The sequence below is a fragment of the Xanthomonas sp. JAI131 genome, assembly GCF_013410075.1.
GTDB classification, from domain to species: Bacteria; Pseudomonadota; Gammaproteobacteria; order Xanthomonadales; family Xanthomonadaceae; genus Xanthomonas_A; species Xanthomonas_A bonasiae.
The window spans coordinates 832733-854245 of record NZ_JACCCN010000001.1; the positions used below are offsets into that span (position 1 = coordinate 832733).

Here is a 21513-nt window from a genome sequence, read left to right on the forward strand (position 1 = left end):
GGTCGCACCGGCACCGCGCCGCTGATCAAAGCCCCTCTCCCCCGGGAGAGGGGTTGGGGTGAGGGTACGGACGCGAAGCGCCTCGCGAAGTTTGGGTACATGAGGCTTCGCCGGTACCCTCATCCCCCTTCGGTTCGGTTGTGTTGTGCTGCCGGAGCATTTCGCGTCTGGATCGATCGCTGCGCCGGCCGGCATGCCGACTTCGTTGGTCGCGGTTGAAACCGCTCCTACAGTGCACCCAGGATGCTCTCTGTAGGAGCGGTTTCAACCGCGACCGCTTGCGTAACGACCTGCACTCAGGCGCTTTCCACCCGGTTGCGGCCGTTCTCCTTGGCCCGGTACAGCGCCTGGTCGGCGAGGTTGGTCAGGCGCGTGCTCGACAGGCCGGACCGCGGCGATTTGCTGGCGCAGCCGATGCTGACCGTCACCAGCCGGTGGCGCGCGCCCGGGGCGTGCGCCACCGCGCAGCCCAGCACCGCCTGGCGCAGCCGTTCGCCGACCGCATGCGCGGCCTCGCTGTCGCAGCCGGGCAGCAGCGCCACGAATTCCTCGCCGCCGTAGCGCGCCAGCACGCCGTCCTCGCGCAGTTGCGCGGCCATCGCCAGCGCCACCACGCGCAGGCAGTCGTCGCCGGCCAGATGGCCGTAGTGGTCGTTGAAGCGCTTGAATTCGTCGATGTCGATCATCAGCAGCGCCAGCGGCCGCTGCTGCGCCTGCATCTGGTCCCACAATCGCTGCTGGCTTTCGACGAAATGGCGATGGTTGGCGATGCCGGTGACCGGGTCGCGCTGCGCCTGGTCGGCGAGGCGGCGGTTGGCCTGCTCCAGTTCCCGGGTGCGGGTGCTCACCAGTTGCGCCAGCAGGTCGCGCTGGCGGCGCAGCCGATAGCCGTGCACGCGCCAGCCGAGCAGCAGCGCGGCAAGCAGCAACACCGCTGCCGCACCCCAGCTCAACGGCGACAGATACCACGGCGACGGCTGCCGGAAGCGCAGCCGCGCCGGCGTGCTCGACCAGGCGCCGGTATCGCCGCGCGCGATGATTTCCAGGGTGCTGTCGTCCCATGGCAGCAGCGGGAAGTGCAGGCTGCGCTGCGCGCCGATGTCGGTCCACGCCGGGTCCTGTCCCGGGCGGGTCAGCCGGTAGCGGAAGCGGGTCTTCTCCGGCGCGCTGAGGTTGATCGCGGTGAAGCCCACCTCGATGTCGTGGCTGTGCGGCGGCAGGCGCAGCTCCGCGGCCAGCGGCACGCTGCGGCCGCCGACGTCGAGCGACTGGATCCGCACCGGCGGCGCCTGCACGCGGCGCTGGCCGAGCGCGAGCGGATCGATCTCGGCGAAGCCGGAAATCAGCGGGAACCACAGCTTGCCGGCGGCGTCGCGCAGGCACGCCGGCTGGCCGCCGCCGTTGGTTTCGGCCGGTTCCAGGCCGTCGCTCTCGGAAAAGCCGATCGCGCTCAACTCCTCGCTGCCGGCGGCGGCCTTGGCCAGTTCCTCCGGCGGCAGCAGGGAAATGCCGCGGTTGCCGCTGAGCCACAGCCCGCCGCGCGCGTCGGCGACCATGCACGAGACCACGTCGTCGAACAGGCCGCTGCCGCGATCGAAGCGCTGGACGCGGCCGTTGCCGATGCGGTTGAGGCCGCCGCCATAGGTGCCGATCCACAGCGTGCCGTCGGGCTGTTCGTACAGCGAGCGCACGAAGCGGCTGGACAGGCCGTTGCCGGTGTTCCAGCGTTCCACCACCCGTTGCCGCCGCCAGCGCACCACGCCTTCGCCGCCGGCCAGCCACAGGCCGCCTTGCTGCGCCGGCTGGATCAGGGTGACGCTGCCGGGCAAGCCGGGGAGGCGCTGCGGCGCGCCGGTCTCGCCGCCGGCGCCGACCGGGACCGCGTAGACGCCGTGGCCGCTGGCGACCAGCAGCCTGTGCTTGGCGGTGCGGTACAGGGCGCGGATCGGCAACTGGTCCGGCCATTGCGCCACCAGCCGCAGCGCCTGGCTGCGGTAGGCGTCGTTGTCGCGATCGGCGCGGTCGTCCTGCGCGTCGGGCTGCAGATAGCCGACGCGGCCATCGACGGTGCCGATCCACAGGCCGCCGGCCTCGTCGCGGTGCAGCGACCACACGCACTCGTTGCCGAGCGCGGATTGCAACGACCAGCGGCGCAGGCGTCCGCTGGGCGCGTCCCAGTGCCGCAGTCCGCCGCACACGGTGCCCAGCCACAGCCCGCCGCTGCCGTCGCCGATCACCGGCAGGCCGGGCAGGTCCATGCCCTGCTGCGCGTCGTTGAGCAGGCCGATGCGCGAGCGCGCGATGCGCAGCAGGCCGCGTGCGTTGCTGCCCAGCCACAGGTTGCCGTCGCGGTCGCTGAGCAGGCTGTGCGACGCCGGCAGCGCCGGCGTCGTCAACGGACGCAGCCCAGCGCCATCGTCGTCGTCGCGGAACAGCTGTCCATCGACATCGACCGCCCACAGCCGGTGCTGCGCATCGCGCGCCAGCGCCTGCGCGCCGCGCACCGGCGCCGCTGCCGGCAGCCATTGCCGGCGCAGCGTGTCGTAGCGGTGCAGGGCCGCACCGGCACCCACCCACAGCACGCTGCCTTCGCTGTGCAGCGAACTGACCCGGGTTTCCCCGGCCGGCAACGGCACCGCTTCGCGGCGTCCCTGGCGCAGCCGCCACAGGCCTTGCCCACCCAGATAGAGCTGTCCGTCGCCGCCGAGCGCGGCGGCCATGTCCAGCGCCTGCGGCTGCTGTTCGAGGGTGCGCAGGGTGCGCGGGTCGATCCGGTAGGCGCCGGCGCTGCTGAAGACCCACACGCTGCCGTCGGCCGCGGCGACGAAGCGGCGGATCAGGCAGCGGCCGCCGCACAGGTCCAGGCGCAGGAAGCGGCCGTCGCGGTAGACGCTGACGCCGGCGTCCTCGCTGCCGATCCACAATTGGCCGCGCTCGTCCTCCAGCAGTTGCAGGATGCGGTCGCTGGACGGGCCGCTGCCGGCCAGGCTGCGGTAGACGCTGAACCCGCTGCCGTCGAAGCGTGCCAGCCCGCCGAAGGTGCCCAGCCACAGGAAACCGTCGCGGTCCTGCACGATCGCGTTCACCGAATTCTGCGGCAGGCCGTCGTGGGTGGAGAAGCGGCGCACGACGTCGGGATAGGCAGGGCGCAGCGTCTGCGCGGCGAGCGCAGCACTGGCGGACCACAGCAGCAGCGACAACAGGAAGCGGATCGGCATTGCCTGACGGGGGGTAAAAAAACGTGCTGCGGATCAAGCAATAACTGTGCCGCGACCGGCTACGGAGGCGCCGCGCCGGACGTTGCGGGCGGCGCGGCCGCTGCCGCCTCGGCCCGATGCGCGCCGATCCAGTGTTCCAGCTGCGTCGCCGGCAGCGCGGGCGCGAACAGGAAGCCCTGCAGCACGTCGCAACCGAGCCACGCCAGGAAGGCCCGCTGCGCCTCGGTTTCCACGCCCTCGGCGACGGTATGCAGGCGCAGGCTCTCGCCGATGCGCAGCACCGAGGTGGTCAGCGCGCGTGCGGTCTCGCTGTGTTCCAGGTCGCGGACGAAGCTCATGTCCAGCTTGAGTTCGTTGACCGGCAGCTGGTGCAGATGGCTGAGGCTGGAATAGCCGGTGCCGAAGTCGTCCAGCGACAGGCGTACGCCGCTGGCCTGCAACTGACGCAGATTGGCCAGCACCGCCGGTGCGTTGGACAGCATGACGCTCTCGGTCATTTCCAGCGCCAGGTCGCTGGGCGCCAGCGCATGCGCGCTCAGCATCTGCGCCACCCGCGCCGGCAACTGCGCGTCGGCGAAGTTGCTGGCCGACAGGTTGACCGCCACGCGCGGCACCGGCACGCCGCGCAGGCGCCAATCGGCCATCTGCCGGCAGGCCTGGCGCAGCACCCAATGCCCGAGTTCGTCGATCAGTCCGCATTCCTCGGCCATCGGCACGAAGCGCGCCGGCGAGATGTCGCCCAGATGCGGGTGCTGCCAGCGCAGCAGCGCCTCCACCCCGTACAGCGCGTAGGGCGGCTGGCTGTGCAGCTGCGGCTGGTAGTGCAACTGCAGCTGGTCGCGGCGCAACGCTTCGCGCAACGCGGTCTCCAGCGCCACGCGTTCCTGCGCCATGCGGTTCATGTCGGCGCTGAAGAAGCGGAAACTGCCGCCACCTTCGTTCTTGGCCCGGTACATGGCCAGGTCGGCGTGGCGCAGCAGGGTCTCGATGTCGCGGCCGTCGTCGGGGAACATCGCCACGCCGATGCTGGCGCCCGGGTGCAGGGTTACGTGCCCGACCACCAGCGGCTCGGCCAGCGCCAGCAACAGGCGCTCGGCCACCCCGGCGGCCTGCTCGGCGCCGCACTGCGGCAGCATCAGCACGAACTCGTCGCCGGCCTGGCGGCCGATCAGGTCGGTCGCGTTCAAGGTCTCGCCCAGGCGCCGCGCGATGTCGCGCAGCATGCCGTCGCCGGCGGCGTGGCCCTGGGTCTCGTTGACGCGCTTGAAGCGGTCGATGTCGACGAACAGGATCGCCACCGGAAACGCGTGGTATTCGGCGGCGGCCAGCGCCTGCTCGGCGCGGGCGCTGAACATCACCCGGTTGGGCAGGCCGGTCAGCGAGTCGTAGAACGCCAACTGGTGCACGCGCGCCTTGGTCTGCTCGCGCTCCAGCGCCAGCGCGCACAGATGCAGGCACAGCTCGATCAGCCGCAGGTGCCAGGCCTGCGGTTCGCAGACGTCGCGGTAATACAGCGCGAAACTGCCGAGCACGCGCCCGCCGCTGGACTTGATCGGGCTGGCCACGCAGCTGCCCAGGCCGAGCTGCTGCACCAGCGACCGGTACTCGGCGAACAGCGGATCGGTGGCGGCGTCGCGCACCAGCACCTGCTTGCCGCGCCAGATCGCCGCGCCGCAGGCACCGGCGGTGGGACCCACGCGCATGCATTCGACCGCCTCGTTGAAGGCGGTCGGCAGGCTCGGCGAGGCCAGCGGGTGCAGCCGCCCGTCGCCATCGACGCTGATGATCGAGGCCACCACCTGCGGGGCGATGCGTTCGACCTCGCTGCAGATCAGCGTGGCCACGTCGACCAGCGGCTGTTCGCGGACCAGCGCGTCGAGCACGTTCTTGTGCAGGATCTCGTGCATCTTGCTCTGGGTGATGTCGGTGAACGAGACCACGTAGTGCTGGATGCCGCCGTCCGCGTCGGCGATCGGATTGGCCATCAGCGTGGTCCACAGCGGCGAGCCGTCCTTGCGGTAGACCAGCAGATCGGTCTGGTGGCCCAGGCCGCCGACCACGCGTTCGCGGGTCAGCCGTACCGCCTGCATGTCGGTGCCGATGCCGGGCAGCACGCTGCTGGGCAGCAGTCCGCGCACTTCCTCGGCGGCATAGCCGAACATGTGCACGAAGCCGGCGTTGACGTAGAGGATCGCCAGCTGCGGGTCGCAGACCACGATGGCGTTGTCGCTGCGGTCCAGGGCCAGCGACAGCAGCCGCATCTTGGCGTCGCGCTCGCGTTCGGCGCTGATGTCGCGCACGAACACCACGGACAGCGGCGCCGGTTGCTGCGGCACCGTGGCCGCGCTGACCGACACCCAGCGCTGCACGCCGTCGTTGCCGGGCAACTGCAGTTCGTAGCCGTCGCCGGGCGTGTCGGCGCGATGCCGCATGCACCTGGCCAGGAACGGCGCGCGCGCCTCGTCCGGTACCAGCTCGCCGAGCGAACGCCCCAGCACCTGCGCCTGCGACAGGCCCCACAGCGCCTCGGCGGTCTGATTGAAGGCGAGAATGCGCGCGTCCGCGTCGATCACCACCACACCGTCAGGCGCCTGCTGCAGGCAGCTCAGCAGGGCCTGTTCGGAATCCTGCAGCCTGGCCAGGCAGGAAGCCGAGGTCGCAGCGGGTTCGCTGGGCGCGTTCGGGGTGCGGACGCGCTGGCGCGGCATGGGGCTAGCGGGCCTGGTTGGACAAGGCGATCAGGCGTTCGGCGATCCGGTCCAGCGGCAACACCTCCTGCGCGGCGCCGAGCCGGAATGCGGTGCCGGGCATGCCCCAGACCACGCTGGTGGCTTCGTCCTGGACCAGGGTGCTGGCGCCGGCCTGCAGCATTTCCAGCAGGCCGCGTGCGCCGTCGTCGCCCATGCCGGTCAGCACCGCGCCGATCGCGTTGGCGCCGGCGTTGCGCGCCACCGACTGGAACAGCACGTCCACCGCCGGCTTGTGCCGGTTGACCGGCGGGCCGTCGTCGATCTTGCAGCGCCAGCGGGCGCCGTCGCGGACCACCTGCAGGTGCTTGCCGCCGGGCGGCAGGTAGGCGTGGCCGGGCAGGATCGCTTCGCCTTCGCTGGCCTCGCGCACCGCCATCGCCGAGTGCCGGTTGAGACGGTCGGCGAAGGCGGTGCTGAAGCCGGCCGGCAGGTGCTGGGTCATCACCACCGCCGGCGCATCGGCCGGCATGCCTTCCAGGACCACGCGCAGCGCTTCGGTGCCGCCGGCGGAGGCGCCGATCGCGATCAGCCGGTCGGTGGTGCGGAATTTCAGCGTGGACACGGCGCTGGGCGTGATCACCGCGTTGCCGGCAGGCCGCGGCGCGGCCGGGCGGTCGAGCGCGCGGACCTTGGCCTTGGCCGCGGCCTTGACCTTGCCGACGATTTCCTCGGCGTATTCCTCCAGGCCGCGGGCCACGTCGAGCTTGGGCTTGGAGATGAAATCGACCGCGCCCAGCGCAAGCGCCTGCAGCGTGGTGTCGGCGCCGCGCTCGGTCAGCGAGGAGATCATCACCACCGGCGTGGGCCGCAGCCGCATCAGGTTTTCCAGGAACGCCAGGCCGTCCATGCGCGGCATTTCCACGTCCAGGGTGATCACGTCCGGATTGAGCCGCTTGATCTTCTCGCGGGCCAGGATCGGATCGGCGGCCGAGCCGACCACTTCGATGCCGGGCGCGCGCGACAGGATCTCGGTCAGCATTTGCCGCACGACCGCGGAGTCGTCGACGATCAGCACGCGGCAGGGGATTTCTGACGTCATTCGAACAACTCCACGGCGCCGGTGACGGGCGCTTTGGCGAGGCGGGCACGCACCGCCGATTCGGCGGCGGCGATTTCGGCTTCTTCGTGCGCATGCGGCAGGCGCTGCACGACCACGCGGCCGGTGCCGGGGAAGAACCAGATCTTGCGCGGATGGATGCCGCGCAGGTCCTCGGCCACCACCGGAATCTGCTCGGCTTTCAGGTAGTTCAGCACGAACTCGGCGTTGCGGGTGCCGACCGGGTTGTTGGTGAAACCCTTGAGCACGTTGCCGCCGCCGAATACCTTGGCTTCCAGGCGGCTGCGGCTGGCGCCGCGCTTGAGCAGGTCGTTGATCAGCACTTCCATCGCATAGCTGCCGTAGCGCGCCGGTGCGCCGTCGCCGGCCTGGCCATCGGGCAGCATGAAGTGGTTCATGCCGCCGATCTTCAGCAGCGGGTCGCGGATGCAGGCGGCCACGCAGGAACCGAGGATGGTGGTCAGCGCGGTGTCGTCGTCCACGACCAGATACTGGGTCGGCAACAGCTTGGCCGCCATGGTCTGGAAGCGGGTGTCGTGGTAGCGCATCACCTGATCCGCGACCATCGTGGCGGCTCTCATGCGCGTGCCTTGGCGGCGCGCCGGTACAGCGTGCGGCCGCAGGGCTGGATCAGGTCGGCCGCATGCAGGTAGTTTTCCGAATGGCCGGTGTAGAGCATGCCTTCATCGTCCAGATGCGGGATCAGCCGCGACAGGATGCCACGTTGGGTGGGCTTGTCGAAATAAATCATCACGTTGCGGCAGAACAGCGCCAGGTACGGGCCGCTGACGTCGTAGCGCGGCTCCAGCAGGTTCAACTGGCGGAACTCGAGCAGCTCGCGCAGCGCCGGCACCACCCGGCACTGGCCCTCGTTGGCGCCGCTGCCGCGCTGGAAGTACTTGCGCTTGAGCGCCGGGTCCAGGCTGGAGATGCGATCGACCGCGTACACGCCGCGCGAGGCGGTCGCCAGCACCTGGGTGTCCACGTCGGTGGCCAGGATCCGCACCGGCGGGGTCAGCGTGCCGAACGCCTCGCAGGCGGTGATCGCCAGCGAATAGGGCTCCTCGCCGGTGGAGGCGGCGCACGACCAGATCTTCACCGGCGCCGAGGCGGCGTGCTTCTGCAGCTCTTCGCGCAGGCGCTCGAAGTGGTGCGGCTCGCGGAAGAACGAGGTCAGGTTGGTGGTCAGCGCGTTGGTGAACGCTTCCCACTCGTCGCCGCCGTCGCGCTCCAGCCAGTCCAGGTACTCGCGGAACGAGCGCAGGCCCAGCGTGCGCAGGCGCCGCGACAGCCGGCCGTAGACCATGTCGCGCTTGGCCGGGGCCAGCGCGATGCCCGCCTTCTGGTAGATCAGGTCGCAGACCCGCTTGAAATCGCGATCGCTGAATTCGAAGTCGCGGTTGTCGGAACCGGGGTGGGGCAGGGAAGACGTTGGAGTGGCCATGGCTCGCAGCGGTGATCGGTCTATCGGGTTATCGGCCGGCGCCGGGCGAAATTGACGCCGGAACAAGGCGCGGCCTGGGCCGCTGCCGCTGCCTTCAGAACTCCTGCCACTGGTCTTCGGCGGTGGAGGCGCGTGCCGTACCCGTCACGCTGCGGATGCGTGCGGGCGCACGCGGTGCGGTCGCCACCGGAGAGGTCTTGGCGCGCACGGACGGCCTGGCTTTTGCGACCGGCGCGGCCTGCGGCGCCGGTGCGCTGGCCTGCGGGTCCAGCTTGAACTCGGCGACGGTGGCGCTGAGCTGGCCGGCCTGGGTCTGCAGCGTACGTGCCGCGGCGGTGGCTTCCTCGACCAGCGCCGCGTTCTGCTGGGTGGCCTCGTCCATCTGGGTGACGGTCTGGTTGACCTGCTCGATGCCCAGCGACTGCTCCTGCGAGGCGGCGGAGATCTCGCCCATGATGTCGGTGACGCGCTGCACCGAGGACACGATCTCCTGCATGGTCTGTCCGGCGCGATCGACCAGCGCCGAGCCTTCGGCGACGCGGGTCACCGAGTCGTCGATCAGGCCCTTGATCTCCTTGGCCGCCCCCGCCGAACGCTGGGCGAGGGTGCGCACTTCGCTGGCGACCACCGCGAAGCCGCGGCCTTGCTCACCGGCGCGCGCCGCTTCCACCGCGGCATTCAACGCGAGGATATTGGTCTGGAAGGCGATGCCGTCGATGACGCTGATGATGTCGGCGATCTTCTTCGACGAGGTCTCGATGCCGCTCATGGTGGCGACCACCTGGCCGACCACGTCGCCGCCCTGCGAGGCCACCGCGGCCGCGCCGACCGCAAGCTGGTTGGCCTGGCGCGCGTGTTCGGCGTTCTGCTTGACCGTGGAGGTCAGTTCCTCCATCGAGGCGGCGGTCTCTTCCAGGCTGGCCGCCTGCTGCTCGGTGCGGCGCGACAGGTCGTCGTTGCCGGCGGCGATTTCCGACGAGGCGACGTTGATGCTGGCCGCTGCGCCCTGGATGCGGCCGACGATATCGGCCAACTGCTCGGCGGTGGCATTGGCGTCGTCGCGCATCTTGGCGAACACACCGTGGAACTCGCCATGCATGCGCACGCTCAGGTCGCCGGCGGCGATGGCCTGCAGCAGCTGCGACAGCTCGCCGAGGGTGCGATCGCTGACCTCCATCATCGCGTTGAGGTTCTGCACCATCGCCCGGAAATCGTACTGGAAGCGCTCGGCGTCGCCGCGCGCGCTGAAGTCGCCGATCGCCGCGGCTTCGGCCAGTTGCTTGACCTGTACGTTCATCGCGGTCAGGTTGGCCTTGGCGGTGTCCATCGCCTCGGTCAGCACGGCTTTCTCGCCGGGCAGGCGTTCCATGTCCTCGGACAGGTCGCCGATCGCATAGCGCTGGATGATCTGCACCAGGCGCAGCTTCACCGCCACGTGCGAGGCGACCAGATCGTTGGTGGCCTTGACCATGTGCCCGTAGTCGCCGGGGAAGGCGGTCGCGTCCATGCGATAGCTGATCGTGCCCTGTTCGTGGCGCTGCGCCATCAGGTTCTGCGCATCGATCACCTCGCGGATGCGGCTGCGCATGTCCAGCATGTCGCCCATCAGCTGGCCGACCTCGTCGTTGGAGCGCGCGCGCACGGCGCTGTCCAGTTCGCCGCGGGCGATGGCCTGCGACAGTTGCCGTGCCGCGTCGAGCTGGCGCGCGATGCCGCGCGAAATCATCCAGCCGACGCTGGCTGCGGCCGCGATGGCCAGTGCGAGCAGGCTCATGATCAGCAGCTTGGTGCGCGCCAGCTGCGCGTTGATGGTGTCCATTTCCTGGTTCAGCTGGGCGACGTTGTAGTCGGTCAGCGCCACGATCCGTTCGAACAGGTCGCGCCGCAGCGGCCGCGACTGCTTGTCGGAGATGGTCTGCGCCGCGGCGACGTCGCCGCCGCGCATCGCATCGCCCATCAGCGTGTTGGCCTGCAGGTAGGCGTCCAGTTTTTCCTTGACCCCGGCATACATCTGCCGCTGCGTCTTTTCCAGCATCACCCGTTCGATGATGGCCTGGTTCTTCGCAACTTCCGTGCGCACCTTCTGCATGCGCTTGAAATAGTCGGCCATCGCTTCCGGGTCGTCGGCGCGCGCGATCTGCGCCAGCTCGTAGGTGCGGAACTCGCCGAGCTGCGCGCGCACTTCGGCCAGCGCCTGCGTGGCCGGCACCCAATCCAGCTCGATGCGCTTGAGCTCGGACATCGCCAAGGTGGTGCGCGAATAGGTGAACACGCCCAGGATCACGGTCAGCAGCGTGGTCAGGGCGAATGCGAAGATCAGCTTGTCGCGGATTTTCAGTTGCTTGAAGACGTTCATTGGCGTTTCCGTGCAGCGGATTGGGCGATGGCGAGGCAGTACCGCAGTGGGGCTAGCGGGCGACGTAGGCGGGCGCGTCGGCGTCCGGGTGCAGCGCGTGTGCGGCGTTGACCCGGCTCAGTTCCTCCAGGTCGGCGAACAGGGCGCGGCGCTGCGGCAGCGCCTGTTGCGTGGACAGCTGGCGGGCGCGTTCGCGATCGCCGGCATGCACCGCGCTGCTGATCTGCCGGTGCAGCTGCAGATAGGCGTCCAGCTCCGCCTGGACCGTGGCGAAGCGGCGGCGTTCGTCGCCGCTCGGCGCGGTAGCGATGTACCGCGCCACCTGCGTGCGCGCGCCGCGCATCGAGCGTTCGATGCGCTGGTCGTAGTCGGCCACTTCCGCGGCATTGCCGGTCGCGGCGATCAGCGACAGCTGGTACAGACGCAGTTCCGCCAGCTGCGCGCGCAGCTCGCGCAAGGCCATGGCCGACGGCGCCTGCCGGGTCTGCAACTGCAGCAGGTGCTGGCGCGAGTCGTCGAGGGTGCGGGTGCTCAGATGCGCCACCCCGATCACCGCGGCGCAGCCGAGCACGCACAGCAGCGACGCGAGCAGGGACGATTTCAGATCGGTATAGCGCGGCATCTCAGGCTCCCGAAGCGGCGGCAATGGCGAGGTGGCTGCGGTGACCGCATTCACGCATCGTTAATTCGATATCGACTGCGCGGACGGACGCTTGAGATCGCCCGTGCGCGGCACCGATGCAACTGTGATGCAAGTCCGATTGGATGGCCGGGCCGCGGCGCAGCGCTCAGAACTCCGCCCAGTCCGTTTCCGTCACCGCCGCGCGCTTGCCCGCCGCCTGGCGCGGGGCCGGTTTGGCCGCCGCCGGACGCGACGCCGCGCGCACGGGCGTGGCCGCAGCGGGGTTGCTGCCGCCGCCGGTGCCGAGCCGGAACACCGCTGCGGCCTCGCTCAGCCGGCGCGCCTCTTCCTCCAGCGCCCGCGCCGATGCGCTGGCTTCCTCGACCAGCGCGGCGTTCTGCTGCGTGGCCTCGTCCATCTGGGTCACGGTCTGGTTGACCTGCTCGATGCCCGCCGACTGTTCCTGCGAGGCGGCGGAGATCTCGCCCATGATGTCGGTGACGCGCTGCACCGAGGACACGATCTCGGCCATGGTCTGCCCGGCGCGATCGACCAGTGCCGAGCCTTCGGCGACGCGGGTCACCGAGTCGTCGATCAGGCTCTTGATCTCCTTGGCGGCACCGGCCGAACGCTGGGCGAGGGTGCGCACCTCGCTGGCGACCACGGCGAAACCGCGACCCTGTTCGCCGGCACGCGCCGCTTCCACCGCGGCGTTGAGCGCCAGGATGTTGGTCTGGAAGGCGATGCCGTCGATCACCGAAATGATGTCGGCGATCTTCTTGGAGGAGGTCTCGATGCCGCTCATCGTGGTGACGACCTGGCCGACCACGTCGCCGCCCTGCGAGGCGACCGCGGCGGCACCGACCGCGAGCTGGTTGGCCTGGCGCGCGTGCTCGGCGTTCTGTTTGACGGTGGAGGTCAACTCTTCCATCGAGGCGGCGGTCTCTTCCAGGCTGGCCGCCTGCTGCTCGGTGCGGCGCGACAGGTCGTCGTTGCCGGCGGCGATCTCGGTGGTCGCGGTATTGATGCTCAGCGCCGCGGTCTGGATGCGGCCGACGATGTCGGCCAGCTGGTCGGCGGTGGCATTGGCGTCGTCGCGCATGGTCGCGAACACGCCGTGGAACTCGCCGTGCATGCGCGCGGTCAGGTCGCCGGCGGCGATGGCCTGCAGCAGCGTGGACAACTGCCCCAGGTTGCGGTCGCTGACCTCCATCATCGCGTTGAGGTCCTGCACCATCAGCCGGAAGTCGTGCTGGAAATGCGTCGCATCGCCGCGGGCGCTGAAGTCGCCGGCGGCGGCCGCCGCGGCCAGGCGCTTGATCTCGGTGTTGATCGCCAGCAGGCTGGCCTTGGCCGCATCCATCGATTCGTGCAGCACCGCGCGGCTGCCGGGCAGGCGCCGCGCATCGCGATGCAGATCGCCGTTGGCGTATTCGTTGAGCACCGCGATCGCGTCGACGATCGCGTCCAGGTGCTCGAACATCATCGTGTTGATGCTTTTGCTGAGCTCGCCGTACACGCCGGGGAAGTCCTGCGGCATGCGGTGCGACATGTCCTTGTCGGCGTGCAGCACCGCCATCTTCGCGGTCTCGCTGGAGAAGCGTTCCAGCATCTGGATCATCTCGCCGGTGGCGCGCAGCATCTGCCCGGTCTCGTCGCGTCCGGGATTGTCGATGCGCACGCTCAGGTCGCCCCGCGACACCGCGCGGATCGCCTGCAGCGTGCGCGACACCGGCACCAGCACCGAGCTGCCGATCAGCCAGTTGATGCCGAAGGTGATCAGCACCAGCACGCCGCCGGCCACGGTCATCACGCCGGTGAACAGCAGCGCCTGCGCCTGCACGTCGTCCATGTACACGCCGGTGCCGATCACCCAGTTCCAGGGCTTGAACGGCGCGTTGTAGGACACCTTCTCGACCGGCTTGTCGTTGCCCGGCTTGGGCCACAGGTAGTCCACATAGCCGCCGCCGGCCGCGGCCGCCGCGGCGAACTGGCGGAAGATCGGCTTGCCGTCGGCGCTGAGCACGTTGCCGATGTCCTTGCCGACCAGGTCGTGGCGGGTCGGGTGCATCAGCATGGTCGGACGCATGTCGTGCACGTAGAAATAGTCCACGCCGTCGCGGGCGCGCATCGACTCCAGCGTGGCCAGCGCGGTGCGCTGCGCCTCGGCCAGCGGCATCTGCCCGCCCTCCACCTTGGCCGCGTAGGCCTGGACCACGCCGATCGCCAGTTCGATCTGGCTCTTCAACGCCTGCTCACGGGTGTTGCGGATATCCACGTACTGCATGCGCGCGGCGAGGATCGCCAGCAGCACGATGCCGCTGCCGAGCAGCAGGGTTTGCCAGACGAACTTGCGACGCAGCGGCAGATCCGACAGGCGAGCGACGAGCGACGGATACGACATTGGATGGACACCTTCGAGTGGTTCTCGAAGGCTTTAACGGCGCGGCGGTAACAAAATTGAGACAAACCCGCGCGGGCCCGGCCGAGCCGCCGTGGCCGGGACCGGGGGTGGCCGGCAAAAAAATCCCCGGCGCGGGGCCGGGGATCGGGACGTGCCTGAATGCCGCGACTGCCGGCGCCTCAGAACTCCTGCCAGTCCGAATCGGCCAGGGCCGGTACGGACTTCTTGCTGCCGGTGGCCAGCGCCGGCTTGCCCGACGGCACCGCGACCGGCTTCTTCGCCACCGTGCGGATCGAGTGCACCTGCGCATGGCGCGGTGCTGGCGCGCTGGCCGGCGACTGTTCCACGCGGAAGATCGAGACGGCCTCGGTCAGCTGCCCGGCCTGTTCTTCCATCGAGCGTGCGGCAGCCGTGGCTTCCTCGACCAGCGCGGCGTTCTGCTGGGTGGTCTCGTCCATCTGGGTGACGGTCTGGTTGACCTGCTCGATGCCGGACGACTGCTCCTGCGAGGCGGCCGCGATCTCGCTCATGATGTCGGTGACGCGCTGCACCGAGGACACGATCTCGCTCATGGTCTGGCCGGCCTGGCGCACCAGCGCCGAGCCGTTGGCGACCTGGCTGACCGAGGCGTCGATCAGGCCCTTGATCTCCTTGGCCGCATTGGCCGAGCGTTGGGCCAGGGTGCGCACTTCGCTGGCGACCACCGCGAAACCGCGGCCCTGTTCGCCGGCACGCGCCGCTTCCACCGCGGCATTGAGCGCCAGGATGTTGGTCTGGAAGGCGATGCCGTCGATCACCGAAATGATGTCGGCGATCTTCTTCGACGAGGTCTCGATGCCGCTCATCGTAGTGACGACCTGGCCGACCACGGCGCCGCCCTGCGAGGCGACGGACGCGGCGCCGACCGCGAGCTGGTTGGCCTGGCGCGCATGCTCGGCGTTCTGCTTGACCGTGGAGGTCAGTTCTTCCATCGAGGCGGCGGTTTCTTCCAGGTTCGCCGCCTGCTGCTCGGTGCGGCGCGACAGGTCGTCGTTGCCGGCGGCGATCTCGCCGGCGGCGGCGTTGATGCTGATCGCAGCGGTCTGGATGCGGCCGACGATGGCGGCGAGCTGCTCGGCGGTGGCGTTGGCATCGTCGCGCATGGTCGCGAACACGCCGTCGAACTCGCCATGCATGCGCGCGGTCAGGTCGCCCTGCGACAGCGCGGTCAGCAGCTTGGAGACTTCGCCGATGCTGTCGCCGTTGGCCTGCAGCAGGCCGTTGAGCTGCTGCGCCAGCTGCAGGAAGAAGCCCTGCTTGCCGTCGGTGGCCACGCGCCCGGAGAGGTCGCCGGCGGCGGCGGCCTGCACGATCTTGGCCACCTCTTCTTCGACCTGGGCCTCGACGGTGCGGTCGCGCGATTCGCAGACGAAGCCGACATGGCTGCCGTGCGCGTCGCGGATGCTGGAGACGATCTGGGCGATGCGGGCGTGGCCGTAGGCCATCTCGCGTTCGGCCACGCCATGCTTCTCGATCGCGGCCACGGTGCGGGTGTCGATCTGGTTGCCGTATTCCAGCACCGACAGCGAGGAACCGACCAGCGGCATGCTCGAATCGAACGCGGGAGCGACCTTGCGGATCTGGTCGGCGTACTTGTCGACGATGCCCTGCATCGACGGGTTCGCATAGACGATGGCGTAGTCCAGGTCGGCGATGAACATGCCGGTGGAGGAGTTGTCCAGCGCGGTGCGGATGCGCAGGTTCTCGGACGCCACGGCCGCGTCGCGCTCGGTGCGCTCGCGCAGGTCTTGCTGCATGCGCTTGAGCGCCTGCATCAGTTCGCCGATCTCGTCCTGGCCGCTGGCGTCGATGTGCCCGTCGAGCTTGCCTGCGGCGACTTCATTGGCGATCTTGACTGCGCCGCGCACGTTGGTGGCCAGCATGCGCCCGAACAGCCAGGCCAGGCCCACCGCGCCGGCGACGCCGATCAGCAGGCAGACCAGCAGGGTGGCCGAGGCCTTGCCGTAGGTGTTGGCTGCGGCGTTCGCGGCGACCTCGGCTTGGCGATTGTTCTCCGCGATCAGGTCGATCACGTCGGCCACCACCTTGTTGTGCAGGGTGCGCGTCTCGCTGGTGAAGGTGTCGATCGCATCGTCGTGCAGCTCCAGCTGCAGCATTTCGTCGACCGATTTGTACGAGTCGCCGGCTTTTTTCCAGTCGGCGACGGTGCGTTTGTAGATCTCGCGTTCCTTTTCGCTGCCGATCATCGGCGGGTACTTGGCCAGGATATCGTCCAACTGCTTGCCCAGCGCAACCTTGCGCGCCTCCGATTCCTTCTTCAGTGCATCGCTGCTGCGGATCAGGCTCTGGTAGGCCGCATTGCGGTATTCGCCGAGGATGCCGCGCATCTCGCCGCCGGTGCGCACGCTGGGCACCACCTGTTTGGAAACGCCGTCGGCCACGCCGTTGAGCGAGTGCAGGCCGTTGTAGGCCGCCAATCCCTGCACCAACATGATGGCGAGTACGAGACCGAACGCCAGCATCAGCTTCGGCATCAACTTGAGATTCTTTATCCACTGCATGAACGCATTTCCCCTTGGTTCGACGACGGCGGCGAAGCACCAAAAAAACAAAAGCGCCGCCATGCCGGAAGCGCATGGGCTCCGGCGCGGCGACGCTTCGTCTTACTTGATCGTGGCCAGCTTCAGGCTGGACGGCGCGCTGACCTGGATCTCGGCGCGCGAGCTGTCGCGTTCGATCTTGCCGATCACGCACACGTCCTTGCCTTCCAGGGTTTCCGGCGCGAAGCCGAACTTGCCGCGGTCGGCGCCGGCGATGCGCGCGGAGAAGGTGTGGCGCGGGAACATGCCGCCCATGTACAGGAAGGTCGGCTCGCCTTCGGAGTTCTGCGCGTACTTGGCCTTCTCGACCTTGCCGCAGACCATGCCGTCCTTGCCGACGAAGCGGGCCGCCATCTCCGGCGGGATCATCTGCTGCGACTGGGCGAAGGCGCTCGGGCTGGCGGCAAGCAGCAGGACCAGCAGCAGGGGAAAGCTCGGCTTCATCGGGGGAAACTCCTTTAGGGGTGGGCGAAAGAGGTCGGCCCAGGTGCTTGATCGGGCCACCTATCAGCTATCGGCGTGGTAACGACGAACTTGACCGGCGCAAGTGATAAGCAGTTCGCATTTCCGAAAGAAAAAACCCGCCGATGGACGGCGGGTCGGGAATTGCGTGCGAAACCGCGGCGCGGCCGCGGCTCGAGCCGGCTCAGGCGGCTTCGTCGACGTGCGCGTGCTGGCTCAGGTCGGCGCTGTCGAGCAGGGTCTCGATGTCCAGCAGGATCAGCATCTTGTCGTCCTGGGTGCCGATGCCGGAGATGAAGCGGGTGTCCACCGCGGCGCCGAATTCGGGCGTCGGCCGGATCTGGTCCTCGTTCAACGGGATCACGTCGGAGACGCTGTCCACGACGATGCCGACCACGCGGTCCTCGACGTTGAGCACGATCATCACGGTGAAGGCGTCGTAGCGGGCTTCCTTCAGGCGCAGCTTCAGGCGCAGGTCGATCACCGGCACGATGGTGCCGCGCAGGTTGATCACGCCCTTGATGTACTCCGGGGCGTCCGGCACCCGGGTGACCGAGTCGTAGCCACGGATTTCCTGCACCTTCAGGATGTCGACGCCGTAATGCTCTTCGCCGAGGGTGAAGCTGAGGAATTCGCCGCCGGTGGCACCGGAGGCAGAGGTATTCTTGTCGTTCATCGTGTGCTCCTGGTGCGCACGGATTGCGGAGGGATGGCGGGAAGCGGGAAATGCGGCTCTTGCACTAGATCGGCGTGGTGGGGCAGAACTTTAGCGGTCCCTGTAACCGTCCTGGCCGGCCTGATGCATCCGAGACAGACATATGGAAAGCGTTGCCTGCAGGAGCGGCTTCAGCCGCGACCGGGACTTTCCTGGTAACGCCCCGGTCGCGGCTGAAGCCGCTCCTGCAGGATGCGTGGTGCATGGTCGATGCGCCGTTCAGGACAGCACGCCGCTCTTGCGTGCGCTGCGCTGGCGCTCGATGCGGAAGATGTAGCGCTGGATCGCCGCATCGGCGCCGCGCGGCAGGTCGGCGAAGCGCAGCCCCACCCGCAGCGTGTCCTGGCCGTTGGCCAGCTTGTGCGGGTACATGTTGCAGACCTGCAGGGTCAGCTTGATGGCGTCGGCGTCGGGCAACTGCAGCACGCAGCGCGGGTAGCTTTGGCGCTGCTCCGGCACCGGCTGGCCGGGGACCAGCGCCACCGCCAGGCCGCCGCCGCTGATGTCGATGACCCGCAGCACCAGTTCGGTGGGCGGGCTGGCATCGTCCAGCCGCAGTACGCACATCGGCGATTCGGTGATCGGCGTCTCCAGGCGGAAGTGCTCGCGGCGCTGCAGGTAATACAGCGAATCGGGCAGCGGCGCGCGAAAGCCGGGCGTGCCGTCGCTGTCGACCCGTTCCAGGTCGGCGATGCGGAAGCGCAGGCGCACCTTGTCCAGCTGTGCGAAACACAGCAGGTACTCGGCGTGCTCGGCGGAGCGGTTGCTGGCCTCGTTGACGCTCAGGTCCAGCAGCAGGCTGTGCTCGTCCAGTTCCAGCAGCGCGGTCGAGAACGACTGGTCGCGGCCGCCCAGATGCGCACTGATCTGCGAGCGCTGGTTGATCAGCGACTGCAGCAGCTGCCGGATCTGGCGCGGGTTGGTCAGCAGGAAGCGGTCGTCCTGTTCCGTCGCCTCGTGCGGAGACGGTTCGGGGGAGTCGCTGGGAATGCCTTCGGCCATGGGTGGGCAATGCGATCGTGGATGGGGCGGGGCGGCGCATTCCGCCCGTCCCACGATGCTATCGGCCGTGACCGGCTTTTTTGTAGCCTGGATGCAATGTGGCGATGTTTCCCGCGGCGCCGGCCGGCGGGCGCTGGTCAAGTGTGAAGGAGGCGACCGCACGCGCCAGCTCGCCGGCCTGGCTTTCCATCGAACGCGCACTGGCGGTGGCTTCCTCGACCAGCGCGGCGTTCTGCTGGGTGGCCTCGTCCATCTGGGTCACGGTCTGGTTGACCTGCTCGATCCCGGCGTACTGCTCCTGCGAGGCCGAGGAGATCTCGCTCATGATGTCGGTGACGCGCTGCACCGAGGACACGATCTCCTGCATGGTCTGTCCGGCGCGGTCGACCAGCGCCGAGCCTTCGCTGACGCGCGCGACCGACTCGTCGATCAGGCCCTTGATCTCCTTGGCCGCGCCGGCCGAGCGCTGGGCGAGAGTGCGCACCTCGCTGGCGACCACGGCGAAGCCGCGGCCCTGTTCGCCGGCGCGCGCCGCTTCCACCGCGGCATTGAGCGCCAGGATGTTGGTCTGGAAGGCGATGCCGTCGATCACCGAGATGATGTCGGCGATCTTCTTCGACGAAGTCTCGATGCCGCTCATGGTGGTGACCACCTGACCGACCACGTCGCCGCCCTGGGTGGCGACGGAGGCGGCGCCGACCGCGAGCTGGTTGGCCTGGCGCGCGTGTTCGGCGTTCTGCTTGACGGTGGAGGTCAGTTCCTCCATCGAGGCGGCGGTCTCTTCCAGGCTGGCGGCCTGTTGTTCGGTACGGCGCGAGAGGTCGTCGTTGCCGGCCGCGATCTCGCTGGCGGCGGTATTGATCGCATCCGAAGCGCCCTGGATCTGCCGCACGATCGTCGCCAGTTGCTCGGCGGTGGTGTTGGCGTGGTCCTTCATGTTGGCGTAGACGCCCTGCAGGTCGGCGTCGATGCGGGTGGACAGGTCGCCTTCGGACAGCGCCTGCAGCATGTGCTGGATATGCCCCAGGCCGGAGGCGCTGGCTTCCAGCAGGGCATTGATCTGTTCGGCCAGCTGCAACAGGAAGCCCTGCTTGTTGTCCAGGCGCACGCGTCCGCCCAGGTCGCCAGCCACCGCGCCACGCACGATGCCGGCGATTTCCTCTTCCACGCTCACCTCGTCGGTGCGGTCGGCCCATTCGACGACGAAACCGAGGCGATTGCCGTCGCCGTCGATCACCGGATTGACGATCAGGCGCATGGTGCGGCCGCCGACGCGGATCTGCGCACGGTAGGTGGTCTTCAGTTCGGCCAGCAGGCGCGCCTGGTGCTCGGGGTGGCGATGGAATACGTCGATGGTGTTGCCGATCAGCTTCTGCACGTCGAAGTGCGGCAGGTCGCGGCGCAGGTCGTCCTGCACGTCGCCGAGCATCTTCACCAGCGGACGGTTGACGTAGACGATGCGCCGATCGGCGTCGGCGATCATCACGTTGGTGCTGACATCGTCCAGCGCGACGCGCACGCGCAGATTCTCCGCCGCCACCACGCGCTCGGTACGCAGCCGTTCGCGCAGATCGTCGCGCATGCGGCGCATGCCGTGCAGCAGCCGGCCGACGTCGTCCTGGCCGTGGCCGACCTCGATATGGCTTTCCAGGCGCCCGGCGGCGATGTCGCCGACCACCTGCTCGACCACCGCCAGCGGCCGCGACACCATGCGCCGGGCCAGTACGAACACCAGCACCGCGCAGCCGACCAGCATCAACGCGGAGAACGCCAGGATGTTGCGCATCAAGGCCTGCAGCGGCGCCTCGATGGCGCTGCGCGGCTGCGCGCCGAGCAGCACCCATTGCCATGGCCGATAGGCCTGGGCGGTGACCAGGAACGGCTCGGCCGCCGCATCTGCGGTCGCGTCGCGCTTGAGCCGCAGCGTGGCGCTGGCCTGCTTGCCCTCGAGCAAGGCCTGCAGCAACGGCTTGTCCGCCTCCACCACCAGCGCTTCCACGTTGGCGGCCTTGGAGACCGGGTGCGCGAGCAGTTGCCCGCGCCGCGCCGGGTGCATGTCCACGGCGATGAAGTGGCCGTCTTCGCCGATGCGCGTGCTGCGCAGGCGTTCCTGCAGCGCGGCCAGGCCTTGGGTGTAGTTGCGGCCGACGAACAGCGCGCCGACCAGGTTGCCCTGCGCGTCGTGCAGCGGCTGGTAATGGGTCATGTAGTCGTTGCCGAACAGATGCGCCGGCCCGGTGTAGGGCTTGTTCTGCAGCAGCAGCGCATAGGCGGGATGCGCATGGTCCAGCACGGTGCCGACCACGCGTGCGCCGGACTGGTCGTGCAGCGAGGTCGCGATCCGGACCAGGTCGTCGCCGCTGCGCACGAACACGGTCGCCACGCCGCCGCTGGCGTCGGCGAAATGGTCCACCGAGGCGAAATCCAGATTCAGCACATGCGGCCCGAGCCGCAGCGTCGGCGTCTGCACGTCGCCGATCTGTACCGTCTTGGCCGGTTCCAGTTGCGCCGCACCGGCGGGCAGCATGGTCGCGAACATCTGCCCCATCCGATCGGTTTCCTCGCTCAGGACCCGGTCGTACATCGCCACCGACTGATTCATCAGCGTGGTGGCCGACTCGATTTCCTTGCGTACCTGGGTCTCATGGCTGCTGGCGGACTGGCGGTAGATCAGAGTGGCCAGCAACACCAGCGCGGCGCTGACCGCGATGGTGAGCAGGGCCGACAGCTTGGTGCCGACCGAGAGATGGCTGAATTTTTTCATGGCAACGCCTATGCGGACGAGATAGGGCGCCTATGTGAGCGGCGCGTGAAATCCTATCGGCGGCGATGACGAAAAATTGACCGAATAGTGACCCGTTGCAGGCAGTTTTCCCTGCATTT

General features: G+C 68.8%; 12 protein-coding genes and 1 pseudogene. All 13 read right to left on the reverse strand.

Going from position 1 to position 21513, the window contains the following annotated elements; genetic code table 11:
• Positions 1–296: 296 nt before the first annotated feature.
• Complete coding sequence (locus tag HDC36_RS03395) at positions 297–3218, reverse strand: diguanylate cyclase (protein ID WP_179564436.1); 2922 nt, start codon at positions 3216–3218, stop codon at positions 297–299.
• Positions 3219–3277: 59 nt separating this feature from the next.
• Complete coding sequence (locus HDC36_RS03400) at positions 3278–5926, reverse strand: EAL domain-containing protein (RefSeq protein WP_179564438.1); 2649 nt, start codon at positions 5924–5926, stop codon at positions 3278–3280.
• Positions 5927–5930: 4 nt separating this feature from the next.
• Complete coding sequence (locus tag HDC36_RS03405; protein ID WP_179564440.1) at positions 5931–7007, reverse strand: chemotaxis response regulator protein-glutamate methylesterase; 1077 nt, start codon at positions 7005–7007, stop codon at positions 5931–5933.
• Positions 7004–7606: a chemoreceptor glutamine deamidase CheD gene (cheD, locus tag HDC36_RS03410; protein WP_225210148.1), complete on the reverse strand. Its 603-nt coding sequence runs from the start codon at positions 7604–7606 to the stop codon at positions 7004–7006. The genes HDC36_RS03405 and cheD overlap by 4 nt, the downstream gene beginning before the upstream one ends.
• Positions 7603–8469 (reverse strand): CheR family methyltransferase, encoded by an 867-nt coding sequence (locus HDC36_RS03415; RefSeq protein ID WP_179564442.1) that lies wholly within the window; start codon positions 8467–8469, stop codon positions 7603–7605. The genes cheD and HDC36_RS03415 overlap by 4 nt, the downstream gene beginning before the upstream one ends.
• 94 nt (positions 8470–8563) lie before the next feature.
• Positions 8564–10825, reverse strand: a complete 2262-nt coding sequence (locus tag HDC36_RS03420) for a methyl-accepting chemotaxis protein (RefSeq protein ID WP_179564444.1) — start codon at positions 10823–10825, stop codon at positions 8564–8566.
• Positions 10826–10877: 52 nt separating this feature from the next.
• Positions 10878–11447 (reverse strand): MCP four helix bundle domain-containing protein, encoded by a 570-nt coding sequence (locus HDC36_RS03425; RefSeq protein ID WP_179564446.1) that lies wholly within the window; start codon positions 11445–11447, stop codon positions 10878–10880.
• A 304-nt stretch (positions 11448–11751) separates the two neighbouring features.
• Positions 11752–13851 (reverse strand): annotated as a pseudogene (locus HDC36_RS03430) (methyl-accepting chemotaxis protein); the annotation flags it as partial.
• Between the two features lie 179 nt (positions 13852–14030).
• Entirely contained in the window at positions 14031–16412 is a 2382-nt protein-coding gene (locus HDC36_RS03435; protein ID WP_179564449.1) for a methyl-accepting chemotaxis protein, read from the reverse strand.
• 102 nt (positions 16413–16514) lie between these two features.
• Positions 16515–16895, reverse strand: a complete 381-nt coding sequence (locus HDC36_RS03440; RefSeq protein ID WP_145700032.1) for a hypothetical protein — start codon at positions 16893–16895, stop codon at positions 16515–16517.
• Positions 16896–17097: 202 nt separating this feature from the next.
• On the reverse strand, positions 17098–17589 hold the full coding sequence (locus HDC36_RS03445; protein ID WP_145700030.1) for a chemotaxis protein CheW: 492 nt from the start codon (positions 17587–17589) through the stop codon (positions 17098–17100).
• 258 nt (positions 17590–17847) lie between these two features.
• On the reverse strand, positions 17848–18630 hold the full coding sequence (locus HDC36_RS03450; protein WP_179564451.1) for a flagellar brake protein: 783 nt from the start codon (positions 18628–18630) through the stop codon (positions 17848–17850).
• Positions 18631–18688: 58 nt separating this feature from the next.
• Positions 18689–21394, reverse strand: a complete 2706-nt coding sequence (locus HDC36_RS03455; RefSeq protein ID WP_179564453.1) for a Cache 3/Cache 2 fusion domain-containing protein — start codon at positions 21392–21394, stop codon at positions 18689–18691.
• Positions 21395–21513: the final 119 nt, after the last annotated feature.